This is a genomic window from Comamonas sp. 23 (assembly GCF_049601575.1).
Lineage (GTDB): Bacteria > Pseudomonadota > Gammaproteobacteria > Burkholderiales > Burkholderiaceae_C > Comamonas > Comamonas squillarum.
This window is the reverse complement of record NZ_CP187127.1, coordinates 689,907-711,679: the sequence shown is the minus strand read 5'-3', so window position 1 is coordinate 711,679 and position 21,773 is coordinate 689,907. Positions and strand designations below refer to the sequence as shown.

Below are 21,773 nucleotides of genomic sequence, written 5' to 3'. Positions count from 1 at the left end.
ACCAAGCATGCAAGTGCCGTTGAATCAGTTGAGTGCCCAGTTGGGCAAGGGGCTGCGGTCTCTGTACACCGTGCATGGCGACGAGCCCCTGTTGGTGCAGGAGGCCGTGGATGCCATCCGTGCCAGCGCGCGCGCCAACGGTTACACCGAGCGCAGCAGCTTCACCGTCGCTGGCGCGCATTTTGACTGGAGCGCAGTGCTCGCTGCCGGCGGGAGCCTGAGCCTCTTTGCCGACAAGCAGATCATCGAAGTGCGCATCCCCAGCGGCAAGCCTGGCAAGGATGGCAGCACGGCGCTGCAGCAGCTGGTCAGCAGCAGTGTGGACAACGACAGCACCTTGACCATCGTGGTGCTGCCGCGCCTGGACAAGGCCACCAAGACCGGCGCCTGGTTTGCCGCGCTGGAGTCGCATGGCGTCACCCTGCAGGTCGACAGCATCGAGCGCACCGCGCTGCCCGCCTGGATCGCCCAGCGCCTGCAGCGGCAGGAGCAGCATGTCAAAGCCGGCGAGGAAGGCCAGCGCACCCTGGCCTTTTTTGCCGACCGGGTCGAGGGCAACCTGCTCGCCGCCCACCAGGAAATTCAAAAGCTCGGCCTGCTCTACCCGGCAGGCGAGCTCGGCTTTGAGCAGGTCGAACAGGCGGTGCTGAATGTCGCCCGCTACGACGTGTTCAAGCTCTCGGATGCCGTGCTCTCCGGCCAGGTGCTGCGCACCGAGCGCATGCTCAACGGCCTGCAGGCTGAGGGCGAGGCCGAGGTGCTGGTGCACTGGGCGCTGGCCGAAGACATCCGCGCGATGAAGCGGGTGAAAGACGCGCTGCGCAACGGCCGGCCCATGCCAATGGCCCTGCGCGAGAACCGCGTCTGGGGCAACAAGGAGCGCCATTTTGAGCGCGTGCTGCCCCGCATCAGCGATGCCACCGTCGCCCGCCTGCTGCACTCGGCCCACGCGGTCGATGGCATCGTCAAGGGCCTGAAGGTGCCCGAGTGGCCGGCCAATGGTTGGCAGGCACTGCACCGCCTGGCCCTGCAAACCTGCAAGGCCTGCACCAGCCGCTAAAGTCCCTCAGCCCCACTCCCTGCCGTGGTCTGAACACGGTCTCGGGCGTTCGGCAAGCGTGGCCCGCTGGTGCGGGTCCAGGAATATGTTCTAAAAAAAGGGCGCCCACCATGCAAGCACTGCAGTTCGGCTACACCATCGTCTATGTGCCCGATGTCGCGGCATCGTTGGCTTTTTTCTCGCAGGCCTTTGGCCTGGCCACCCGTTTTCTGCACCCCTCGGGCAGCTATGGCGAGCTGGAGACCGGTGCCACCACCTTGGCCTTTGCCGACCATGCGCTGGGCCATGCCAACTTCAGCGGCGGTCATGTGGCCGCGTCCGAATCGGCCCAACCGCTGGGGGTAGAGATTGCGCTGGTCAGCAGTGATGTGGCCCAGGCCTATGCCAGCGCATTGGCGGCCGGTGCTACGGCGCTCGCTGCGCCCACCACCAAGCCCTGGGGCCAGGTAGTGGCCTATGTGCGCTGCCCGCATGGCACGCTGGTGGAGCTGTGCTCGCCAGTGGCCGGTGCCTAGCGTATCGCCACAACCAGCGGCTGCGCATCAAACATCGTGCGCCGCGTGTTGGTGAAATGGGGCCGCACGCGCGCGCTCCAATCTGTACCCCGCACCGCCAGCCAGGCCGGGCAGCCCATCACCTCGGCATCGACCAGGTCATAGCAGGCGAGCGACAGCGGGCCATGGTCCAGGTTCAGGTAGCGAAAGGCCTGGGCGGTGCCGGCCACGGCGGCCAGGCCGGGCAGATGCTCCTGGTCATACCAGGCGAACAACTCGTCTTGCCAGCCGGCTTCGGGGTCCATCTCAACGGCATAGTGCACCGGTGTGGCCTCGCCGTGTGTGGGGCCCACCCGGTGCATCACCAGCTGCAGGCGCGAGAGCTCGCAAGCGGCCAGGCCGGCCATGCCCGCGCCCTGCAAACGGCACTCGGCCTGCGCGGTTTGATCAGCGCTCAGCGGCTGCGGGTTGCCGAGTGCAAAGTACAGATAGGCAATGCCCTGGGGCTGCTGGGCCACGCGCGCCAGGCGCAGGTCAAGCTGCAGATCGGCCAAGTCCTGGCGCAGCAGCGCCAGGGCGGCCTGCGCCAGCGTGGTGGCGGTTTCATGGGCTGCCGGCGTGCAGCGCAGCAGCAGGCTGTCGATAGCGTTAGCAGGTGCGGGCATCAGTGGCCAATCTCAAAGGCGTTCAAAAAGCGCGACACCATGTTGTAGGCGCCGATGGTGGCAAACAGTTCCACCTGCTCTTGTGCATTGAAGCGCGCAGCCACCTGCGCAAACAAGGGTTCGGGCACCTGCAGATCGCGGGTCAGCGCGTCGGTCACCGCGATGGCCAGCTGCTGCAGGCCATCCCAGGCCGGGCTGGCAGTGGTGCCGGTGTCGCGCGTCGCATCGATGGCGGCCTGCGTCACGCCGGCTTTGAGCGCATGCGGTACATGGGCCTCGAACTCATAGGCGGCCTGGTTGAGCATGGCCACCCGCAGAATGATCAGCTCGCGCAGCCCGGCATCGATGCTGCTGTAGTTGCGCACGGCAGAGAGCATCTGCTCCCAGCCTTTGGCAATGGCCGGGCTGTGCAGCAGCACCTGGTAGAGCGGCGAGATGCGGCCGCGCTCGGCCTTAATCTGTTGCTCCAACTCCGCCAGGGCACTGCGCGTGCCTGGCTCAATCGCTTCAATGCGCATGGCAGTCTTTCAAACTCAATCGGGGGTGATGCGGTTGCGGCGGATGATGGCGGTCCACTTTTCCGTGTCGGTCGCCAGCTGCTGGGCCAGCGCTTCGGGGCTGGAGCCCACCACTTCGGCACCCGAGGCCTCGATCTTGCGCTGCACATCGGGTGCATGCAAGGCCGCATGGATGGCGCGGCTCAAAGCGGCTGCCACCGGGGCGCTGGTGCCCTTGGGCGCAAACACCGCATACCAGTTGTTCGAATCCACGCCCTTGTAGCCCAGCTCGTCAAAGGTGGGCACGTTCGGGTAGCGGGCGCTGCGCTTGGCAGCGGCAATGCCCACGGGCCGGAACTTGCCGCTGTCAATGGCGCCCACCAGGCCGGGAATATCGCCAAAGAAGCCATCGACATGGCCGGCCATCAGGTCAGTAATGGCAGGGGCCGCGCCCTTGTAGGGCACATGCATCAGATTCAGGCCGGCCGATTCATTGAGCTGGATGGCTGCCAGATGCGGCACGCTGCCGGTGCCGGACGACGCCATCGTCATCGGCTTGTCCTTGCGCTGGCTGGCGGCCTGCACAAAGTCCTTGGCGTCCTTGAAACTGGTCTGCGCATTGACCACCATGATCTCCACGTTGTTGACCACCAGCGAGACGGGCACCAGGTCGCTGGCGGGCTTGTAGTTCAGCTTGGGGTAGAGGGCAGGGTTGATGGCGACCGCACCCACGCTGGTCAGCCACAGGGTTTTGCCGTCGGGTGCTGAGCGGATCACGCTGTCGGCAGCAATCGCGCCGTTGGCGCCTGGCTTGTTTTCCACAATCACCGGGTGGCCCAATTCCTTGGCCAGCTGCTGCGACATCGTGCGCGCAATGAAGTCCACCGGGCCGCCGGGCGGAAAGGCCACCAGCAGGCGCGTCATCTCGCTTTGCGCCATGGCGCTGCTGGCGCAACCCAGCGCGGTGCCCAGCACGGCAGCGTGCAGCCACTGGCGGGCTGCGGGAAAGGCGTGGAATCTCATCGTTGTCTCCTTCAATAATCTTGCTTTATCCGCAGCGCACGGTCATACCGCCGTCCACCACAATCTCGGTGCCCGTCACAAAGCGCGATTCGTCACAGGCCAGAAACAGCGCCGCATTGGCGGTGTCGCGCCCATCGCCCATGAAGGGCAGCGGAATACGCGCCTGGCGCTGGGCCAGCAGCGCCTCGACATCGCCACCAGCGCGCTGGCCGGCCAAGCGGGTCTCGACCATCGGCGTGTGCAACTGGCCCGGCACGACGGTGTTCACGCGGATGCGGTGCGGCGCGTACTGCACGGCCAGCACCTTGGAAAACTGGATCACCGCCGCCTTGCTCGATGCATAGGCAATCTGGGCCGCACCGGTCCAGCGCATGCCCGAGGTCGACGAGATATTGACGATGCTGCCCGCGCCCTGCGCCTGCATCAGCGGCAGCACCGCCTTGCAGCACAGGAACACGCTTTTGAGGTTGTAGTCCAGCTGGGCATCCCAGACCGCTTCGTCCATCTCGACCGGCCCGCCCTTGGCCGAGCCGCCCACGTTGTTGACCAGCACATCGATGCGCCCGAGCGCCGCCTGGCAGGCCTGCACCGATGCCGCTATCGAGGCCGCATCCATCACATCGCAGTGGCCGGCGACAAACTGGCCGCCCGCACTGCGGATGCTGCCCTCGGTCTCGCGCAGCGCCTGGGCATTGCGGTCCACACCAAACACCAGTGCGCCTTCCTGCGCAAAGCGGATCGCCGTCGCCCGGCCATTGCCCCAGCCCGCGCCAGCGGCCCCGGCACCGGTGATATAGACCACCTTGCCGGCGAGCCGGCCTTGCGGGTTGACGGGGGTATGGGCATCAAAAATCGCCATGCTTTTTTCCTTGCGAATATCTCAGGCTGGGAAGCGGTAGAGGCGCTGGGGGTTGTCCACCAGCAGGGCCTGCAGATGCGCCGGGTTGGGGCTGAACCGCGCGAGCGCATCGACCAGCACACCGTCATCGGGCACATGCGTGTGGTTGGGGTGCGGCCAGTCACTGCCCCAGAGCACGCGGTCGGGCGCATGGGCCACCAGCTCCTGCGCCCGCGCAATGCCGTGCTGGTAGGGCGGCGTCGCATCGATGCGGTCGATACCGCTGACCTTCACGTAAAACAGCGGCTGCTCCAGTAGCCGCAGCAGTGCCTGAAAATCGGCGCCTTCCCGGCCCAGCGTGGCATCCACACGGCCCATGTGGTCGATCACCACCGGGCAGGCCGATTGCTGCAGCACGGGGCCCAGGCTGTGGATCAGCGCGCTCTCAAAATGGATCTGCAGGTGCATGCCCAGCTCGGCCAGCATGGGCGTCAAGGCCACCACGTCCTCAACCGAGGCGCCGGTGTTCAGGTGCTTCATGAAGTTAAAGCGGATCGCCCGAAAACCTGCTGCGGCCAGGCGCTGCAGCTCGGTGCGTTCGACCGACAGCGGCACCAGGGCCACACCCAGGTAGCGGCCGCCGCCATGCGCAATCGCATCCTCGACCACGCGGTTGTCATAGCCATGGCAGGCCGATTGCACGATCACGCAGCGGCTGATGCCCAGATGGCGGTGCAGCGCAAACAAGGTCTCCTTGCCCGCATCGGCGGGGGTGAAGCTGCGCGGCTCCGCATACGGAAATTCGTTCACCGGGCCAAACACATGCACATGGCTGTCGCAGCTGCCGGCGGGCAGCACCAGACTGGGGCGCGAGGGCGCCAGCGTATAGGTCTGTACGGGCTGCTGGAGGTGGGGGGTCGGGGCGTTCATGCAAGGCCATCAAAGAGTCGTCTTGAGCGCATTGTGGAACTGCCAGTTTTTTGATCGCCTATAAAATCCAAATATCAGATATAGAGGTGATGCATGGATTTTGTGCGCTTGCAGTACTTCATGGCGGTCGCCCAGGCACAGAGCTACAGCAAGGCCGCTGCGGCGCTGAACCTGAGCCAGCCGACCCTGAGCCGCCAGGTGCAGCTGCTGGAGGCCGAGCTGGGCCAGCCGCTGCTCGAGCGCCATGGCCGGGGCGTGCGGCTGACCGAATCGGGCAAGGCCATGCTGGCCCATGGGCGCAGCATCAGCGCGGCCGTCGATGCCGCCAAGGCCGACATGGCCGCGCGTCTGCAAAGCCCGCGCGGCAAGGTGCGCCTGGGGCTGCCGCCTTTGGTGGCCAGCCTGGTCACGCCCGATGTGGTGCAGCAGTTTTTGCAGGCCTGCCCCGATGCCTCGATCATTGTCGAAGAGAGCCTGAGCATTCGCCTGCGCGAATGGCTGCTGGCCGACCGCCTGGATGTGGCCGTGCTGTTTGACCCCAGCCCCACGCCGCAGCTGTTGACCGAGCCGCTGGCGCGCGAGCCCCTGGTGCTGATCAGCACCCGCCCCCTGCCCGAGCGGGTCAAAGTGGCCCAGCTGGTGGACTACCCGCTGGTGCTGCCCAGCCGCCCGCAGGCGCTGCGCATGATTTTTGACGACGCAGTCGAAGACCAGCAGCTGCCGCTACGCATCGTCGCCGAGGTCGATTCGATCAAGATGGTGCTGTCCCTGGTCGCCCGCAATGTGGGCTGCTCGGTCGTGCCCGCCAGCGCCGTGAAGACCTGGCCAGGCAGCGCGCCGGTGTTCACCGCCCAGGTCAGCCACCCTGTGATCCGCAACCGCATCGTGCTGGCCACACCGGCCGCGCGGCCGCACAACCGCCTGGTCAAAGCCGTGCACGGCATCCTCAAGCCGCTGATGAAGCAGCATTTCAGCGCCTGAATCCACGCCGCTTCAGCGCGCGCCCCAGCAGCATTTGCGCCAGCCCATGGCTGCTCGGCGGCTATTTGTTTCAGAAATTCTTGAAATATCCGGTACACATCAGGCAGCGATGGACTTTATTTCTCACCACAATGGACATTTTTTCTCACACAAGACAAGGTCTGTAGCAGCGACTGCTTCGGGCCCTCTGCACAACGCCCCATCCCGGGCCTGGTGCAGAGGGCTGCTGCGCCTGCCAGGCCCAAGACAGATTCGAGGATCGATATGACACAACAAGCGCGTGTACCGTCACTGGCCGTGCGCCTGCTGCTCGGCGTGCTGGGCGCAGTGCTGGCCATCGCCGGCCTGGCCTTCCTGGTCGGCGGCGGCAAGCTCATCAGCCTGGGCGGCAGCTGGTACTTTTTGCTGGCGGGCCTGGGCCTGCTGCTGTCGGGCGTGCAGGTGCTGCGCGGCCGCCGCTCGGGCGGCTGGCTGTACCTGGCCACCTTTGCCGCTACGGTGCTGTGGGCCCTGGCCGAAGTGGGGCTGGACTACTGGAGCCTGGTCTCGCGCCTGCTGGCGATGACCTTTGGCGCAGCGGTGGTCAGCGCCTGCCTGCCGCTGCTGCAGGCGGGCGCCCCGCGCGCGCGCAGCAACAAGGGCCCGCTGGCTTTGGCGGGCGTGCTGCTGCTCGTGGGCCTGGTGAGCTTTGCATCCATGTTCCAGATCCATCCTGAGGTGCAGAACCAGGCGGCCATCAGCCGCAAGCCGGTCGATGCAGCCAGCGCGCAAAAGGACTGGAGCCATTACGGCAACGGCACGAACAACGACCGCTTTGCGGCGCTGGACCAGATCAATGTGGACAACGTCAACCAGTTGCAGGTGGCCTGGACCTTCCACACCGGCGATGTGCCCAAATCGACTGGCGCCGGTGCCGAAGACCAGACCACGCCGCTGCAAGTGGGTGACAAGGTCTTTGTCTGCACGCCCAGCAACAACGTGATTGCGCTCGATGCCGATACCGGCAAGCAGCTGTGGCGCCACGACACCAACTCGCATGTGGGCGGTGTCTGGGAACGCTGCCGGGGCCTGGCCTACTTTGATGCCAATGCGCCGCTGCCGGTGCCGCAGGTGGCGGGATCGTCGCCGGTGCAGCCCGTTGCGCTGCCCGCAGGCGACCAGTGCCAGCGCCGCATCGTGATGAACACCATCGACGCGCGCCTGTTTGCGATCAATGCCGACAACGGCGAGCTCTGCGCCGGCTTTGGCAACCAGGGCATTGTCGATCTGAAGCAAGGCCTGGGCGCCATTGCCAACCCCGCTTACTACACCCTCACATCGGCCCCCACCGTGGCCGGCACCACCATCGTCGTCGGCGGCCGTGTGGCCGACAACGTCCAGGTCGATATGCCCGGCGGCGTGATCCGTGGCTTTGACGTGATGACCGGCGCGCTGCGCTGGGCCTTTGATGCGGGCTCCAACACGCCCAACGAGGTGCTGCCCCCCGGCGCCACCTACACGCGCTCGTCCGCCAATGTGTGGGCCGGTACCACCTACGACCCCAGCTCCAACACCGTCTACCTGCCGATGGGTTCGCCCTCGGTCGATCTGTATGGCGTGCCCCGCTCGGCCGCCGATCTGAAGTACGGCGCCTCGATCCTCGCACTCGACGCCTCCACCGGCCATGAGAAATGGGTCTACCAGACTGTGCACAACGACCTCTGGGATTTTGATATTCCGATGGCTCCGACCTTGATCGACTTCCCCAAAAAGGATGGCAGCACCACGCCCGCCCTCGTGGTGGGCACCAAGGCCGGCCAGATCTTTGTGCTGGACCGCCAAAGCGGCCAGCCGCTGACCCAGGTGGACGATGTGCCCGTCAAGCCCGCAGGCATCCCAGGTGAGAAATATGCCGCCACCCAGCGCGTCTCCGTCGGCATGCCGCAGATTGGCACCCGGACCCTGACCGAAGCGGACATGTGGGGCGCGACGCCACTGGACCAGCTCATCTGCCGCATCAAGTTCAAGTCGATGCGCTATGAAGGCCTATTCACCGCCCCCGACACCGATGTGTCGCTGAGCTTCCCCGGCTCGCTGGGCGGCATGAACTGGGGCGGTATCTCGGCCGACCCGAACAACCACCTGATCTTTGTCAACGACATGCGCCTGGGCCTGTGGGTGCAGATGATGCCGCAAAAGCCCAAGGCCGCGCTGTCCGATGGTGGCGAGCAGCCCAACACCGGCATGGGCCAGGTGCCGCTGGGCGGCACGCCTTATGCCGTCATCAAGGACCGCTTCATGTCGCCGCTGGGCATCCCTTGCCAAAAGCCCCCTTTTGGCACGCTCTCGGCGATTGACATGAAGACCCAGCAAGTGGTCTGGCAGGTGCCCGTGGGCACCGTGCAGGACACCGGCCCGATGGGCATCAAGATGCGCATGCCGATGCCAGTGGGCCTGCCCACCCTGGGCGGCAGCCTGTCCACCCAGGGCGGTCTGGTGTTCTTTGCCGGCACGCAGGACTACTACCTGCGCGCCTGGAACACCGCCAACGGCCAGGAGATCTGGAAAAGCCGCCTGCCCGTGGGCAGCCAGGGCGGCCCGATGACCTACCAATCGCCCAAGACCGGCAAGCAGTATGTGCTGATCTCCGCTGGCGGCGCGCGCCAGTCGCCCGACCGTGGCGACTATGTGATCGCCTACGCGCTGCCTGACAAGGCCCAGTAAGCACCTGCATGGGGTCGGACCCAGCCCCTTGACCCACAACCCGCCATGGCCTGCACTGCAAGCCATGGCTTTTTTGTTGCCGACGCTCCGCGAAGGGCGCGCATGGTACGCTTGCCCGCTTGTGTCCACGGAGATCCGGCAGTGAGCAAGCAGCAAGGCCAGCAAGAGCCAACCTCTCAACCCCCCCAGACCGATGAGCCCGGCGCATCGGCAGGCATGCGCCAGGCCCTGCTCGACGCCGGCAAGACCGAGTTTGCCAACTATGGCTATGACGGCGCCCGGCTTGAACGCATAGCGGCCAAGGCCGGCTGCGCCAAGCGCATGCTGTACTACTACTTCGGCAACAAGAAGGATGTGTACCTGGCCGTCATCGAGCAAAGCTACACCGATATCCGCGCCTCCGAAGAAAGCCTGAACCTCGACGCGCTAGAGCCCTTGCAAGCCCTGCATGCGCTGGCCCAGAAAAGCTTTGACTACCACGCCAACAACCAGGCCTTCACGCGCCTGGTGCTGCAGGAGAACTTCCAGGGCGGCGAAATGCTGGGCCAGATATCCAACACCGAATCATTGCGCCGGGCGGCCCTCACCCCCCTGGAGCGCATCCTGGAGCGCGGCGTGGCCCAGGGCCTGTTCAAGCCCGAGGTCACTGCCACCGATGTGCACTACCTGATCTCTGCGCTGAGCGGCTTTCGCATCGACCACGCCGCCACCTGGCGCAGCCTGCTGCAGGTGGACCTGCTGGGCCACGCACTGCGCGAGCGCCATCTGCAGATGCTGCTGGACCAGGTGGATGCGCTGGTGTGTGTGCGGGCAGCGCAAGGCTGAGGAAGGACGCAGAAACACGGGCCGGTGTGCCGTGTTGTGCAGCAGATTTTGCACCGGCCTCAGCTTGGGCCAGTGCAACAACCATTGCCCGCTTGCGTGTGGAACCCAAGCACCGGGCAAGCGCAAGCAGAGATCACTGCGGACGTTGGCGTGGAGCGACGCGTGTGGACAGTGCAGGCGACGTGTAGCTCGCATCAAAGCTACAACCCTTGCCGTAGGTCGCTTCCAGGGCCAGGCAGGCACTGGCGATACCGGAAGGCGTGGGCTTGGTGCCGGTGTTCACCCACTGCAGCAGCGCGTCCATCAGCGCGGGATAGGTGGGATCGCTGATAAAGCTGTGGATGCCATGGGTGGTGAAGGTCTGCACCAGACGAGCAGCACTGCCGCCTTCTTGCATCACCTCGCGGAAACGAGAATCAAGCTCCACGAACGCGGTCGGGTCGCTGATCCATTTGGTGGACAGCACCGGCACAGGAATCTTGCCGACCGGGTCGGTGTCGGTGGCGAACGTCTGGTAGGCGGCGGGATGGGCCTTGTAGCGCAGCACGCCGGCGTTGAGGGCCGCATCGTCGGCGGAGCCGGTGTAGACCGCGCCTTCATTGCCGAACGGGCTCTCGCCGCCGGTGCGCTTGGCGGAGATATCCTGGAAGTGCATGGTCGCCCAGTTCATGTGCGACTGGATGGCGCTCTCGGGAATCTTGATCACATCGACGATGGTCTGGATTTTGGCCTTCTGCTCGGGTGTGCGCTCGGCAGCGGGCTTGTTGAGCGCCAGGCATTCGTTGACGCGCAGCGCCACATCTGCCTGCTTCATCGTGACATTGGCGGGCAGGCCGAGGTTGAGTGCGTAGGGCTGTTCGCTGGGGCGTGGGTGGTTGCCACACAGGTACTGGTAGACCACGCGCAGATCAAGCCGGAAATCGTAGGAACGGGTGCCCCCGCCCAGCACGCCGCTGGTCAGCAAAACGCCATCGTAGGGACGCTCGCCGACGGTCTCTAGCGTGAACATCTCCGCGCCCTTGGCTGCCACGCCAGCGCCCCAGGACTGACCATGCAAGATGGTCTTGCTGGGGATCGCCACATGCTTGCGGAAGATGCCGCGCAGACGCTCCGTGTCTTCGGCGGCAGCGCGCACTTCCACTCCGCCCTGGCGGTAGGAGGAGCCCGCCCATGCGTAGCCTGACTTCACCATGATGGACCAGCGGGTCAGGTCTTCCATGGAGCGGTCCAGATCGGGGGCGGCCAGATCGGGGCCTCCATGCGCATGCATTACCAGGATGCCATTCCACTTTGCCGGCACTGCAATCATGTAGAACGCGCCCTTGGAGTCGCGGCCAGACAGGCATTTCGCGTCGCTGGGCACATCGGCAGGGCAAGTGGCCGTCACCGGCGCTGCCTCGTTGGAGGTGGACGGCCCTTGCAGCACCAGGGAGCCGTCGCCGCAGCCGCTGAGCGCGAGCAGCGCCAGCAGGGGCAGGCCGAGTTTGGGAAGAGGCGATTTCATGGTTTGTCTCCTATCAAGCGTTTTTTATGGGTGCGGCTCCCCGCAAGGCTGGCGGACCAGCGCTTGGTTGGCGAGGGCCTCCCTATTCTTGGTCGGCTTGCGAAATATTTCAAAGATTTCTAAGATATCAACTGCATACTTTTCAAATATATGGAACTGCGTCATCTCCGGTATTTTCTTGCGGTGGCCGAATGCGGCCATATCACGCGTGCCGCAGAGCGCCTGGGCATCCAGCAGCCGCCGTTGTCGCAGCAGATTCTGGCGCTGGAGAACGAGCTGGGCAGCGCGCTGTTTCGTCGCCATCCCAAAGGCGTGGATCTCACCGATCTGGGCCATGAGCTGCGCGCAGAAGCCGAGCGGCTGCTGGGCGACTTTGGCGCCATGCATCAGCGCATCGAGGCGTATGCGCGCGGTGAGCGGGGCCATCTGCGCATAGGCTTCACCAGCTCGGCGGCGGCGCATGCCTTCACCCCGGAAGTGCTGCGCACCTGCCGCAAGTCGCACCCCGACATCTTGCTGAGCGTCAGCGAAAACAACGCCGCTGAAATCACCGAAGCGGTCGCGGCCCAACGTCTGCATTGCGGCTTTTTGCGCGTGCCGGTGGCACACCCGGAGGGATTGGCGTTCGAGCCCCTGCTGCGGGAAGAAGCGCTGCTGGCCATCCCGGTGGACCACCGGTTGGCGCACAACAGCGCCCAGCCCGTCATGCTGGAGGAGCTCGATGGCGAAAAACTGGTGCTGGTGCGCAGGCCCGGTGCACCGGGCCTGTATGCCAATCTGCTGGCGCTGTGTGCACAACGCCATGTCCATGTGGAAGTGGCCGCCGAAGTCGAGCGCATGATGACCAATGTGAACCTGGTGGCAGCAGGCGTGGGCTTGTCCATTGTTCCGGCGTCGATCAAAGGATCGCATCGCCATGCGGTGGTGTATCGCTCACTCGATCCGTCCCTCGACCTTTGGGCGCCGTTGACCTTGGTGTACCGCGCGCATGACTGCGATGGCCCGTTGGGCACGGTGATCGCCTTGGCCAAGAAGCTGGCCAAGCGCCATGCCTCCAAAAGCAGGTGAACCTATGTCCGAATGGCCCAAGCTGACCCCGGCAAACGCCCCACGATGGTCGCGAAGAGCCATGCTACTGAGCGGCTTGATGGGCGCATCGCTCGTGGCCACTGAGGGACTGGCCGCCCAGAAAAGGCCAGGCGCTGGTCTCAAGATTCTGGTGGCCTATCCACCCGGCGGTGTCAGCGACTTGGTGGCGCGCGCCTTGGCCAAAGCCATGGCCGAGCAGCGCCAGGCGCCAGTGATCGTCGAGAACCGGTCTGGCGCGAGTGGAACGCTGGCGCTTGAGCTCTTGCAACGCAGTCCGCCCGATGGCCAGATGCTGGTCTTTACCGCCGCCGCCGCATTGGGCCTGCTGCGCCACGCGGCCGCGCGGCGTGCCCGAGCGCCAGGGGGTGCAGCGCCATTGCCCGTGCAGCCCGTGGCGGGTGTCATGCGCACGCCGCTGCTGTTGGTGGGCACCTCCGCGCTCGCACCCACTGCGTTCGCCGACATGATCGACGAGGCGCGCAAGCACCCGGGCATGCTGCGCTGGGCAACGACAGGCGAAGGCACGACGGGGCACACCGTGCTGCAACGCGTGAGTCAGCTTGCGGGCGTGCGCATCAGCCATATTCCGTACAAGGGCGGCGGGCAGCAATTGACTGATGCGCTCGGTGGCCACTTCGAGCTGCTGTCGACCAACGTCGCACCGAGCCAGCTCGCAGCCTTGCGTGACGGGCGCTTCAAGGCCTTGGCGGTTGGCGCACCGCGTCGCCTGCCAGTGCTCCCAGAGGTGCCGACCCTCGCGGAACTAGGTTACCCATCCGCGAATCTGGATTCCCTGTTCGGGCTCTTCGCCCCACCGGGTACGCCCTCCCAGGTGGTGGTGCATCTGCATGCATTGATCGAACAAGCCCTTCGCTCGCCTGCCATTCGCCAGATCCTGCTCGATGCCAACAACCAGCCCTACGAGGGATCGGTGCAGGACTTTGCACGGCAGGTGGAGCGCGAAACCGATCGTTGATTCAAGCCGGTTGGAATGAAATGTTTGCACCAATAGATAGGGGCTGCACATCCGGATCGTTCGAGGTTTACACGCCCTCCGCATGGGAAATCCTTGCATTTGATCCGCAGACGCCTGCATAAGAAAGGCCTGCTTTTACAACAAACTCCCGCCCTTTCCCATCTGCATTTTCCCCAAGTCTGCACAAATTAGAACGAGTGTGCTTTTTTTGCTGAAATTCAGCGCTTACCCTGTCGACATGGGCTGCCAGGCTTCCTATGCTCTGTCTTCGAGACAAGCCAGATTTGACGATCGTTCAAACAGCAACCCAAGGAGACAAAGCAATGAGACAAGCCAAGAAATGGATGTGGCTGGCGGCCACCGCCTTGCTCGCAAGCAGCGCTTATGCCCAAAAGGCAGGCGACTGGGTGTTAGGGGCCGGAGCGCTCAATTACTCGCCCCAGGACAAGAGCAAGCCGCTGACCTTTGTCGAGCCCTTTGAGCGCCAGATCCCTGGCTCGGGTGCCGATCTCAAGAGCGCCACCACCTTGGGCTTGAACGTGCACTACTTCCTGACCGACAACTGGGCAGTCGAAGGCGTGCTGGGCATTCCGCCGCGCCTCAAGCTCAACGGCGCCGGCACCCTGGAGCCCATTGGTGAGCTGGGCAATGCGCGCCTGTATGCGCCTTCCTTGCTGGGCAAGTACTTCTTTGGCAATGCCGATGACAAGTTCCGCGTCTCGCTGGGCCTGGGTGTCACCTACTCGCAGTTCCGCAGTGTGCGGCTGACCAGCGGTCTGCAAAACACGCTGGGCAGTGTGATCGGCGCGCCTCCAGGGGTTGCCAAGACCACGGCCAAGATCGACAGCCAATGGGCGCCGGTCTTCAACATCGGTGCCAACTACGCGATCGACAAGAACTGGGGCATCACCTTCTCGGTGTCCTATGTGCCGATGAAGACCGACGCCAAGCTGACCACCACGGTCAATGGCAACAAGGTGGCGGTATCGCAGACCCGCCTGACGCTGGACCCGATCATCCCGTTCCTCTACGTCACCTACAAGTTCTGATTTTTCCGAGAGGAGAAGCCCGTAGCGCCTGCGCTGCGCCCAAGATGTGGCCTGTATCCATGAATGCCACAGCATGCGATGGCTCCAAGCCATCTTTTGCCACCCTGCTCCACGAGCAGGGTTTTTTTTGCCCGCGCGCGCCGCCCTTGGCATCCGGGCCCGCCCGGCCCACAATGGCGCAGGCAGACCCGCCTGAACCCAACCTTTGGAGACCCTATGCCGGCCAAGAAAATCCTGATGATCTGTGGTGACTACTGCGAGGACTACGAAACCATGGTGCCCTTCCAGACCTTGCTGGCCGTCGGCCACCAGGTGCATGCGGTCTGCCCGGACAAGAAAGCCGGTGACCATATCAAGACGGCGATCCATGACTTTGAAGGTGCGCAGACCTACAGCGAAAAGCCCGGCCACAACTTCACGCTGAACGCAAGCTTTGCCGACGTCAAGGCAGAGGACTACGACGCGCTGGTGATCCCCGGTGGACGCGGCCCCGAATACCTGCGCAACAACGAAGCGGTGCTGGCCGCCGTGCGCCATTTCTTCACTGCCAACAAGCCCGTCGCCGCCGTCTGCCACGGCGCGCAGCTGCTGGCCGGCGCTGGTGTGCTCCAAGGCCGAACCTGCTCGGCCTACCCGGCCTGCAAAGCTGAGGTGGTGCTGGCCGGCGGCACCTATGCCGATATCGCCGTGGACCAGGCCCATACCGACGGCAACCTGGTGAGCGCCCCCGCCTGGCCTGCCCACCCGCAGTGGCTGGCGCAGTTCCTGGCCTTGCTCGGAACGCGTATTTCGCACAGCTAAACCGCGCGCGGTGGCAAGTGCTGGGCCGCCTGCAAGCCCTTGCCATCGCTGCTACCATCGCAGCCCCATGACCGCAGACAGCTACAGCCACCACCTCGCCACCGGCAACCAGTTCGTTGCCGAGGCACAAAAGATTGCCACCACCGATTTCGCTGCCGCCCGCGCGCTGTGGCAGCAGGCGGGCCAGGCGTTTTACCGCGCCCACCAGGCCGACCGCAACCAGCCCGAAGCCGCGCTGCGCCTGGCCCAGGCCTGGATGGCCGAGGCCCATGCCTTGCACAAGGAAGGCTCGCCCAATGCCACGGTGATGTGGCAAAACGCCGCCGCCCAGAACGAGCTGGCCTTTGACCTGGATCCGCGCAATGCCCGCATCGCCATGGCTGCGGCCAGCTGCCACCACTTTGCCGGCGATGCCGAAGCCGCCCAGGCCTGGATGCAGATCGGCCAGCACTTGGCATCGGGCGGCGACCAAGCCCCCGAACCTGGCGACCCAACAGACGACTGACCAGCTCCATATAGCTAATGGCGTCTTTGGTTATTCGATAATATTATTTTTTAATCTGAGCGATCGAACGTAGCATGTGGGCCCGTCTACCTGTTTCTGACTGCCCTCCATGCTCAAGCGCCATTTCACCCTCGCCGCCCTGCTGGCGGTTTCTGCCACCTTTGCCGCGTCTGCCTTTGCGCAGGACAAGCCCCTCAAGCTGGGCGTGACGGCGGGCCCCCATGCGCAGATTGCCGAGGCCGTCAAACAAGCGGCCGCCAAAGAGGGTCTCAGCATCCAGGTGATCGAGTTCAGCGACTTCATCCAGCCCAATGCCGCGCTGGTAGCCGGCGATCTGGATGCCAATGCCTACCAGCACCACCCCTATCTGGACCAGCAGGTCAAGGACCGGGGCTACAAGCTGGTGGCAGCCGCCAACACCGTGGTGCTGCCCATTGCGCTGTACTCCAAGAAAGTGAAATCGCTGGCCGACCTGCCCGCCGGCGCGCAGATCGGTCTGCCCAATGACCCCACCAACGGCGGCCGCGCGCTGCTGCTGCTGCAAGAGCATGGCCTCATCAAGCTGCGCGCCTCGGCCGGCATCAAGGCCACACCGCTGGATGTTGTTGACAACCCCAAGAAGCTGCGCCTGCGCGAGCTCGATGCCGCCCAGCTGGTGCATGCGCTCAATGACCTCGATGCCGCCGTCATCAACACCAGCTATGCGATTGCAGCCAAGCTCAACCCCACCAAGGACGCCATTGCCCGCGAGTCAGCCAAGTCGCCCTATACCAATCTGATTGCCGTGCGCCAGGCTGACAAGGACAAGCCCTGGGTGGCGCGCCTGGTCAAGGCCTACCATTCGGACGAGGTGCGCCAGTTCATCGACAAGGAGTTCCAGGGCTCCATCGTCCCCGCGTTCTGACAGGGGCTGACACGAGCCTTGATACGTCGTTGCGATGCCTTGTCGTACCCTTGTACTGCCTGCGGCATCGCGCCTCGTCTCAACCGCAAACCTTGGGTTTGCTGGGCCGTCTTAGCCCCTCCGCAACCATTCACCCCAGAGGCGCGCAAACGGGCGCGCCTTTTCCATCCTCCTCTTTCATAAAGCCAGCCCATGAGCGGACAGATCAGCTTAAACCGTGAAGGCCATGTCGCCACCTTGTGGATCGACAACGTGGCCAAACGCAATGCCATCAGCCACCAGATGTGGGTCCACCTGGCCGAGCAACTGGACGCGCTGGTGCAAGACAGCGATCTGCGCTGCATCGTGCTGCGCGGCGCCGGCACCCAGGCCTTTGGCAGCGGCGCTGATATCGACGAGTTCGAATCGCTGCGCTCATCCAAGGAAAAGGGCATTGCGTTTGCCGAGCAGGCGCACCGGGCCATGGCCCTGCTGCGCCACTGCCCCATTCCCACCCTGGCCGCGATCCGTGGCGCCTGCGTCGGCGGCGGGCTGGAGTTGGCAGCCTGCTGCGATCTGCGCCTGGCCAGCGACGACGCCCGCTTTGGCATTCCCATCGGCCGCCTCGGTGGTGTGCTCGCCTACCCGGAGCTCGAGGCGCTGGTGCATGTCGCCGGCCCCCAGGTGGCGCTGGAGCTGCTGCTCGAAGGCCGCCTGCTCGATGCCCAAGAGGCCCTCAGCAAAGGCCTGGTGACCCGCGTGGTGCCCCAAGCTGCATGGGACGAGGAGCTGGCCCAGACCATCGCCCGCATCAGTGATCTAGCGCCGCTGTCGGCGCGCTGGCACAAAAAATTCATCGCCCGGCTGCAAAGCGGCACCCCATTGACGGATGCCGACCAGCAAGAGGGCTACGCCTGCTTTGACACGCAGGATTTCATCGAAGGCTATCGCGCCTTTTTGGACAAGCGCAAGCCGGTATTCACAGGAAAGTAACAGCGTTCATGCAGCCCTCCCCTACCCCGCGCAAAGGCCCGCTGTCGGGCCTCGTTGTTGTTGAGCTCACCAATGTCATGGCAGGGCCCGTTGGCGGCTTGCTGCTGGCCGACATGGGCGCCGAGGTGGTCAAGGTCGAGCGCCTGCCCGGCGGCGACGACACCCGCCGCGCGATCCCGCCCGAGATCCAGGGCGAGTCCGCCACCTTCATGATCGTCAACCGCAACAAGCGCGGTATTGCGGTCGACCTCAAGCACCCCGATGGCCTGCAGGTGGTGCGCCGCCTGATCGACAAGGCCGATGTGGTGATCGAGAACTTCCGCCCCGGCACGATGGAAAAGCTCGGCCTGGGCTACGACGTGCTGCGCGCGAGCAACCCGGGCCTGATCTACTGCAAGATCACCGGCTTTGGCCTCAATGGGCCCTATGCCAAGCGCGCCGGCTATGACCTGATTGCGCAGGGCATGTCCGGCATCATGAGCCTGACCGGCGAAGGCCCGGGCCGCCCGCCCGTCAAGGTCGGCGTGCCGATTGGCGACGTGACCGCCGGCATCCTGGCCTCGACCGGCGTGCTGGCTGCCTACATCGAGCGGCTGCGCACCGGCGAAGGCCAGTATGTCGACACCTCGCTGTACGAGGCCTCGCTGGTCCACACCTACTGGCAGGTGGCCATGGCCTTTGCCACCGGAGAATCGGCCGGCCCCATGGGCTCGGCCCACCCGGTGGCCGCGCCCTACCAGGCGATACCGACGCAGGACGGCTGGATCAACATCGGCGCGGTGAGCCAGTCCACCTGGGTCGGCATGACCCGCGTGCTGCAGCTCGAGCACCTGCTCGAAGACGAGCGCTTTGCCAGCAACCGCGAGCGCATGGCCCACCGCGATCTGCTGATCTCGATCATCACCGAGGCCATGCGCAGCAACACCACCGACTACTGGGTCGAGAAGTTCGAGCAGGCCGGTGTGCCTGCAGGCCCGGTGCGCAAGATCAAGGACATGCTCGAAGACCCGCAGACGCTGGCGCGCGACATGGTGATCGAGGTCGACCACCCCGTCGCCGGCCAGGTGCAGGCGCTGGGCCTGCCGATCAAGTTCTCGCACGGCAATGGCGTCACGCGGCGCGGCGCGCCGCAGTATGGCGAGCACACCGCCGAGGTGCTGCAGGAGCTGGGCTACAGCAGCGACGACATCGCGGCGCTGGCCGCCAGCCAGGCGGTGCAGTTGCACGGCCGCTGAGACTGTGCAGCAGCCCGGCCGCCACAGCGGCGGGTCTGGGCGCTAGGGATGCTCTGCAAAACCCTCGCCAAGCGGGATGGACGCGGATCGGGATGAGCCGCAAGGCGTCTTTTGCAGTCAATAGCCGTAGCTATTGACAAGGAAGACAACGCAGCGGATCGCCCGAGACCGCGTTCAGACCACGGCAGGGAGTTTTGCAGAGGGTCCCAAGGGCGCGGTGAATGATGCGCGGTATGCCCTGGGGGACACCCCCAGGCTGCGCTTGAACTGGTCGCGCAGCACCTGCACGCTGCGGTAGCCTGCCTGGTCGGCAATCTGCTCCACACGCAGGCTGGTGCTCTCCAGCAGCCGCCGCACTTCCTCCATCCGCGCCTGCGCCAACCAGGCGCTGGGCGCCATGCCGGTGCCTGCCGTGAAACGGCGCAAAAAGGTGCGCCGGCTCATCGCCAGCACCTCGGCCATCGCGGCCACCGTCCAGTCCCGCCGCAGATCGGCGCGCACCTGGTCCAGCAGCTGCGCCAGCTTGCCCGATGTATCGGCCACCAGCGGCTGCTCGATGAACTGCGCCTGCCCACCGCTGCGGTGCGCAGCAACCACCAGGCGCCGAGCCACGCTGTTGGCCGCCTGCACGCCAAAATCGCAGCGCACCAGATGCAGCATCAGGTCGAGCCCCGCCGCACTGCCCGCCGAGGTAAAGATGCGCTCATCCTGCACGTACAGCACCTGGGCATCCACGTCGATGGCCGGGTAGCGTTGCGCCAGCGCCTGGGCGTAGCGCCAATGGGTGGCGGCACGGCGCCCGTCAAGCAAGCCGGCGGCGGCCAGCACAAACGCGCCCGAGCATATCGATGCCAGGGTGGCCCCGCGCCGCGCCGCGCGCCGCAGGGCTTGTTGAAGCGCGGGCGGGACCGGCTCGTCCATGCCGCGCCAGCCGGGCACCACGATCAGGTCCGCCTGTTCCAGCAAGGCCATATCTGCACTGGCCTGTACCAGCAAGCCCCCCTGGGCCCGCAGCGGGCCCGGCTCAACGGCCACACTCGCAAAACGGTACCAGCCCTCACCCATCTCGGGCCGCTCCAGGCCAAACACCTCGGCCACCATCGAGAACTCAAAGGTGCAAAGACCGTTGTAGACCGGTGCGACGACCAGCGGGCCCAGCAAGCGTGCAGACATTGGCGCAAATCCTTCCCTTTATGTCTTCTGCGCCAATTGTAGGCAACAGGTTCGATCCGCAAAATCGCTGGCATGTTTACCAGGAGTACTTCATGAGCCGCTATGTCAGCCAGATTCCCGCTGCCGCCAGTGCCGATGCCGTGGCGCATTTTTCCCGGTCCTTCACGTTCGAGACCGACTGCTGGGATGTGCACGATGCCCTAGGCCATGGCCAGCCCGACTTTGTGCTGCTCGATGTGCGCAGCGCGGCACTGTATGCACAAGGCCATGTCCCTGGCGCCCTGCATCTGCCGCACGGCAAGATCGTTACGAGCAAGCTGGCGGCCTGGCCCGCCGATACGCTGTTTGTGACCTATTGCGCCGGCCCGCACTGCAATGGCGCGGCCCGGGGCGCCTTGCGCCTAGCGCAACTGGGCAGGCCCGTGAAGATCATGGCCGGCGGCATCACCGGTTGGCTGGATGAGGGCTTTGCGCTGGCAACGGCATCCTGACCGCCCGTCGCAAGAAAGGGGAGGCATAACATGCCGCCCCCTGAAAGCGTCTTCCCGCGTCAAGACCTCAGCGTGCGCTCCAAACGGCCTTCAGCTGCGCCGTCGTATGCAGCATCGCCTGCGGCCCGGCCACACCCAGCAGGTACCAGACCTGTGGATCCAGGAACACCACCCGGCCCTGCTGGCCCGCAGCGCTGTTGCGGATAGCGTCGTTGTTGAACAGCTCGGTGCTGGCGACGACCGGTTTGCCGTCGCGCCCGGTGGTGCTGCCGGTGCCGGCATTGCGGTCGATCACATAGAGCCAGGCGGGGTTGAGCTGGCGGATCTCTTCCAACTTCATCGGCACGCCGCGCGGCTTGCTGGCATCGGCGGGCAGGGCAGGTTGGACGCTCAGCACATCGTGCAGCAGGCCAAAGCGCGCGCCGGGAGGCTGGGCATTGAGCATGGTGCTGATGGCCAGCACCAACAGGCCCGGTGCCTGCTGCTGGGCCAGCGCGCGGGTACTGTCCACCTCGGCGCGTACGCGCTGCATCAGCTGCTCGCCCTGGGCCTCTTTGCCCCACAGCGAGGCGAGCGTCGTCACATTGCGCTGCATATCGGCCAGCAGCTGCTGGTTGTTGACGCTCAGGTCCAGCGTAGGCGCAATCTTGCTCAGAATCTCGTACTTGCCGGCGCTGCGCCCCGCCACGACGATCAGGTCCGGACGGATGTGGCTGAGCGCATCAAAATCGGGCTCGAACAAGGTGCCCGCTGGCAGGTAGCGCGCATCGGCATAGGCCTGCATATAGCTGGGGAAGTTGGCCTTGGCCAAGGCGGTCACTGGCAGGTTCAGTGCTTGCATGGTGTCGAGCGATGCCAGGTCGTAGACCACCACGCGCTTGGGCGCCAAGGGCACCACGGTGCTGCCCTTGGCGTGTTGCACGGTGATCGTTGCCGGGGCCTTGGGGGCGGGGGCTTGCGCAAAGGCTGCCGGGGCAGCAAACAGCGACGTGGCGAGGGCAGCACCGGCGCTGGCGCGCCAGCAGGCCGTGGTCAATGGCTGGGTCATGTCTTTCTCC

The 21,773-nt window shown here is 65.1% G+C and carries 22 protein-coding genes; 14 read left to right on the top strand and 8 right to left on the bottom strand.

Features of this window, described 5'->3' with window-relative positions; genetic code table 11:
- The first annotated feature begins 7 nt into the window (after nt 1-7).
- Together holA and ACPEE1_RS03135 are read left to right on the top strand one after the other, a co-directional pair.
- On the top strand, nt 8-1,060 hold the full coding sequence (gene holA / locus ACPEE1_RS03140) for a DNA polymerase III subunit delta (protein ID WP_116927636.1): 1,053 nt from the start codon (nt 8-10) through the stop codon (nt 1,058-1,060).
- Between the two features lie 119 nt (nt 1,061-1,179).
- Nucleotides 1,180-1,575: a VOC family protein gene (locus tag ACPEE1_RS03135; RefSeq protein WP_116927670.1), complete on the top strand. Its 396-nt coding sequence runs from the start codon at nt 1,180-1,182 to the stop codon at nt 1,573-1,575.
- Here the strand turns inward: ACPEE1_RS03135 and ACPEE1_RS03130 are convergent.
- Genes ACPEE1_RS03130 through ACPEE1_RS03110 form a run of 5 tightly spaced genes read right to left on the bottom strand, consistent with a single transcriptional unit; the run spans nt 1,572 to nt 5,507 of the window.
- Nucleotides 1,572-2,219, bottom strand: coding sequence for a hypothetical protein (locus ACPEE1_RS03130; protein ID WP_207788105.1), 648 nt, complete (start codon nt 2,217-2,219; stop codon nt 1,572-1,574). The two genes, ACPEE1_RS03135 and ACPEE1_RS03130, sit on opposite strands and share 4 nt — an antisense overlap.
- Nucleotides 2,219-2,737, bottom strand: a complete 519-nt coding sequence (locus ACPEE1_RS03125) for a carboxymuconolactone decarboxylase family protein (protein ID WP_116927637.1) — start codon at nt 2,735-2,737, stop codon at nt 2,219-2,221. Before ACPEE1_RS03125 ends, ACPEE1_RS03130 begins: the two co-directional genes overlap by 1 nt.
- A 15-nt stretch (nt 2,738-2,752) precedes the next feature.
- Nucleotides 2,753-3,739 (bottom strand): Bug family tripartite tricarboxylate transporter substrate binding protein, encoded by a 987-nt coding sequence (locus ACPEE1_RS03120; protein ID WP_116927638.1) that lies wholly within the window; start codon nt 3,737-3,739, stop codon nt 2,753-2,755.
- Between the two features lie 25 nt (nt 3,740-3,764).
- Entirely contained in the window at nt 3,765-4,598 is an 834-nt protein-coding gene (locus tag ACPEE1_RS03115) for an SDR family NAD(P)-dependent oxidoreductase (protein ID WP_116927639.1), read from the bottom strand.
- Between the two features lie 21 nt (nt 4,599-4,619).
- Nucleotides 4,620-5,507 (bottom strand): amidohydrolase family protein, encoded by an 888-nt coding sequence (locus tag ACPEE1_RS03110; RefSeq protein ID WP_423935176.1) that lies wholly within the window; start codon nt 5,505-5,507, stop codon nt 4,620-4,622.
- A 93-nt stretch (nt 5,508-5,600) separates the two neighbouring features.
- Between ACPEE1_RS03110 and ACPEE1_RS03105 the strand changes: the two genes are divergently transcribed.
- From ACPEE1_RS03105 to ACPEE1_RS03095, 3 genes are all read left to right on the top strand, one after another.
- Nucleotides 5,601-6,488, top strand: a complete 888-nt coding sequence (locus ACPEE1_RS03105; protein WP_182343882.1) for a LysR family transcriptional regulator — start codon at nt 5,601-5,603, stop codon at nt 6,486-6,488.
- A 264-nt stretch (nt 6,489-6,752) separates the two neighbouring features.
- The gene (locus tag ACPEE1_RS03100; RefSeq protein ID WP_423935174.1) at nt 6,753-9,191 is read left to right on the top strand and encodes a membrane-bound PQQ-dependent dehydrogenase, glucose/quinate/shikimate family; all 2,439 of its coding nucleotides are present in this window, start codon (nt 6,753-6,755) and stop codon (nt 9,189-9,191) included.
- A gap of 141 nt (nt 9,192-9,332) precedes the next feature.
- Nucleotides 9,333-10,016 (top strand): TetR family transcriptional regulator, encoded by a 684-nt coding sequence (locus tag ACPEE1_RS03095; protein ID WP_116927643.1) that lies wholly within the window; start codon nt 9,333-9,335, stop codon nt 10,014-10,016.
- Nucleotides 10,017-10,149: 133 nt separating this feature from the next.
- Here ACPEE1_RS03095 and ACPEE1_RS03090 read toward each other — a convergent pair whose 3' ends face one another.
- Nucleotides 10,150-11,520: a hypothetical protein gene (locus ACPEE1_RS03090; RefSeq protein ID WP_423935172.1), complete on the bottom strand. Its 1,371-nt coding sequence runs from the start codon at nt 11,518-11,520 to the stop codon at nt 10,150-10,152.
- 150 nt (nt 11,521-11,670) lie between these two features.
- Here ACPEE1_RS03090 and ACPEE1_RS03085 point away from each other — a divergent pair, with 150 nt between their 5' ends.
- From ACPEE1_RS03085 to ACPEE1_RS03050, 8 genes are all read left to right on the top strand, one after another.
- The gene (locus ACPEE1_RS03085; protein ID WP_423935170.1) at nt 11,671-12,588 is read left to right on the top strand and encodes a LysR family transcriptional regulator; all 918 of its coding nucleotides are present in this window, start codon (nt 11,671-11,673) and stop codon (nt 12,586-12,588) included.
- A 4-nt stretch (nt 12,589-12,592) separates the two neighbouring features.
- Nucleotides 12,593-13,585: a Bug family tripartite tricarboxylate transporter substrate binding protein gene (locus ACPEE1_RS03080; protein WP_423935167.1), complete on the top strand. Its 993-nt coding sequence runs from the start codon at nt 12,593-12,595 to the stop codon at nt 13,583-13,585.
- 323 nt (nt 13,586-13,908) lie between these two features.
- Nucleotides 13,909-14,634 carry an OmpW/AlkL family protein gene (locus tag ACPEE1_RS03075; RefSeq protein WP_182343900.1) on the top strand — a complete coding sequence of 242 codons (726 nt, stop codon included), beginning with the start codon at nt 13,909-13,911 and terminating at the stop codon, nt 14,632-14,634.
- Between the two features lie 216 nt (nt 14,635-14,850).
- Nucleotides 14,851-15,435, top strand: coding sequence for a DJ-1/PfpI family protein (locus ACPEE1_RS03070; RefSeq protein WP_116927648.1), 585 nt, complete (start codon nt 14,851-14,853; stop codon nt 15,433-15,435).
- Between the two features lie 67 nt (nt 15,436-15,502).
- Nucleotides 15,503-15,940: a hypothetical protein gene (locus tag ACPEE1_RS03065; protein ID WP_116927649.1), complete on the top strand. Its 438-nt coding sequence runs from the start codon at nt 15,503-15,505 to the stop codon at nt 15,938-15,940.
- A gap of 109 nt (nt 15,941-16,049) precedes the next feature.
- The gene (locus ACPEE1_RS03060; protein ID WP_423935164.1) at nt 16,050-16,844 is read left to right on the top strand and encodes a MetQ/NlpA family ABC transporter substrate-binding protein; all 795 of its coding nucleotides are present in this window, start codon (nt 16,050-16,052) and stop codon (nt 16,842-16,844) included.
- Between the two features lie 192 nt (nt 16,845-17,036).
- Nucleotides 17,037-17,816 (top strand): enoyl-CoA hydratase-related protein, encoded by a 780-nt coding sequence (locus ACPEE1_RS03055; RefSeq protein ID WP_182343904.1) that lies wholly within the window; start codon nt 17,037-17,039, stop codon nt 17,814-17,816.
- 8 nt (nt 17,817-17,824) lie between these two features.
- A complete protein-coding gene (locus ACPEE1_RS03050; RefSeq protein WP_423935161.1) occupies nt 17,825-19,051 on the top strand; it encodes a CaiB/BaiF CoA transferase family protein in 1,227 nt (408 codons plus the stop codon).
- Nucleotides 19,052-19,225: 174 nt separating this feature from the next.
- Here ACPEE1_RS03050 and ftrA read toward each other — a convergent pair whose 3' ends face one another.
- Complete coding sequence (gene ftrA / locus ACPEE1_RS03045) at nt 19,226-20,224, bottom strand: transcriptional regulator FtrA (RefSeq protein ID WP_116927653.1); 999 nt, start codon at nt 20,222-20,224, stop codon at nt 19,226-19,228.
- Nucleotides 20,225-20,316: 92 nt separating this feature from the next.
- Here ftrA and ACPEE1_RS03040 point away from each other — a divergent pair, with 92 nt between their 5' ends.
- Nucleotides 20,317-20,715: a rhodanese-like domain-containing protein gene (locus tag ACPEE1_RS03040; RefSeq protein WP_116927654.1), complete on the top strand. Its 399-nt coding sequence runs from the start codon at nt 20,317-20,319 to the stop codon at nt 20,713-20,715.
- A gap of 67 nt (nt 20,716-20,782) precedes the next feature.
- On the opposite strand, the gene ACPEE1_RS03035 is transcribed toward ACPEE1_RS03040, so the two are convergent.
- The gene (locus ACPEE1_RS03035) at nt 20,783-21,763 is read right to left on the bottom strand and encodes a siderophore ABC transporter substrate-binding protein (RefSeq protein ID WP_423935159.1); all 981 of its coding nucleotides are present in this window, start codon (nt 21,761-21,763) and stop codon (nt 20,783-20,785) included.
- Between the last annotated feature and the right edge of the window lie 10 nt (nt 21,764-21,773).

Coding starts and splice junctions, on each gene's coding strand:
- holA (WP_116927636.1), top strand. CDS start 8: ATGCAAGTGCCGTTGAATCAGTTGAGTGCCCAGTTGGGCAAGGGGCTG.
- ACPEE1_RS03130 (WP_207788105.1), bottom strand. CDS start 2,219: ATGCCCGCACCTGCTAACGCTATCGACAGCCTGCTGCTGCGCTGCACG.
- ACPEE1_RS03125 (WP_116927637.1), bottom strand. CDS start 2,737: ATGCGCATTGAAGCGATTGAGCCAGGCACGCGCAGTGCCCTGGCGGAG.
- ACPEE1_RS03120 (WP_116927638.1), bottom strand. CDS start 3,739: ATGAGATTCCACGCCTTTCCCGCAGCCCGCCAGTGGCTGCACGCTGCC.
- ACPEE1_RS03115 (WP_116927639.1), bottom strand. CDS start 4,598: ATGGCGATTTTTGATGCCCATACCCCCGTCAACCCGCAAGGCCGGCTC.
- ACPEE1_RS03110 (WP_423935176.1), bottom strand. CDS start 5,507: ATGAACGCCCCGACCCCCCACCTCCAGCAGCCCGTACAGACCTATACG.
- ACPEE1_RS03105 (WP_182343882.1), top strand. CDS start 5,601: ATGGATTTTGTGCGCTTGCAGTACTTCATGGCGGTCGCCCAGGCACAG.
- ACPEE1_RS03100 (WP_423935174.1), top strand. CDS start 6,753: ATGACACAACAAGCGCGTGTACCGTCACTGGCCGTGCGCCTGCTGCTC.
- ACPEE1_RS03090 (WP_423935172.1), bottom strand. CDS start 11,520: ATGAAATCGCCTCTTCCCAAACTCGGCCTGCCCCTGCTGGCGCTGCTC.
- ACPEE1_RS03085 (WP_423935170.1), top strand. CDS start 11,671: ATGGAACTGCGTCATCTCCGGTATTTTCTTGCGGTGGCCGAATGCGGC.
- ACPEE1_RS03080 (WP_423935167.1), top strand. CDS start 12,593: ATGTCCGAATGGCCCAAGCTGACCCCGGCAAACGCCCCACGATGGTCG.
- ACPEE1_RS03075 (WP_182343900.1), top strand. CDS start 13,909: ATGAGACAAGCCAAGAAATGGATGTGGCTGGCGGCCACCGCCTTGCTC.
- ACPEE1_RS03070 (WP_116927648.1), top strand. CDS start 14,851: ATGCCGGCCAAGAAAATCCTGATGATCTGTGGTGACTACTGCGAGGAC.
- ACPEE1_RS03065 (WP_116927649.1), top strand. CDS start 15,503: ATGACCGCAGACAGCTACAGCCACCACCTCGCCACCGGCAACCAGTTC.
- ACPEE1_RS03060 (WP_423935164.1), top strand. CDS start 16,050: ATGCTCAAGCGCCATTTCACCCTCGCCGCCCTGCTGGCGGTTTCTGCC.
- ACPEE1_RS03055 (WP_182343904.1), top strand. CDS start 17,037: ATGAGCGGACAGATCAGCTTAAACCGTGAAGGCCATGTCGCCACCTTG.
- ACPEE1_RS03050 (WP_423935161.1), top strand. CDS start 17,825: ATGCAGCCCTCCCCTACCCCGCGCAAAGGCCCGCTGTCGGGCCTCGTT.
- ftrA (WP_116927653.1), bottom strand. CDS start 20,224: ATGTCTGCACGCTTGCTGGGCCCGCTGGTCGTCGCACCGGTCTACAAC.
- ACPEE1_RS03040 (WP_116927654.1), top strand. CDS start 20,317: ATGAGCCGCTATGTCAGCCAGATTCCCGCTGCCGCCAGTGCCGATGCC.
- ACPEE1_RS03035 (WP_423935159.1), bottom strand. CDS start 21,763: ATGACCCAGCCATTGACCACGGCCTGCTGGCGCGCCAGCGCCGGTGCT.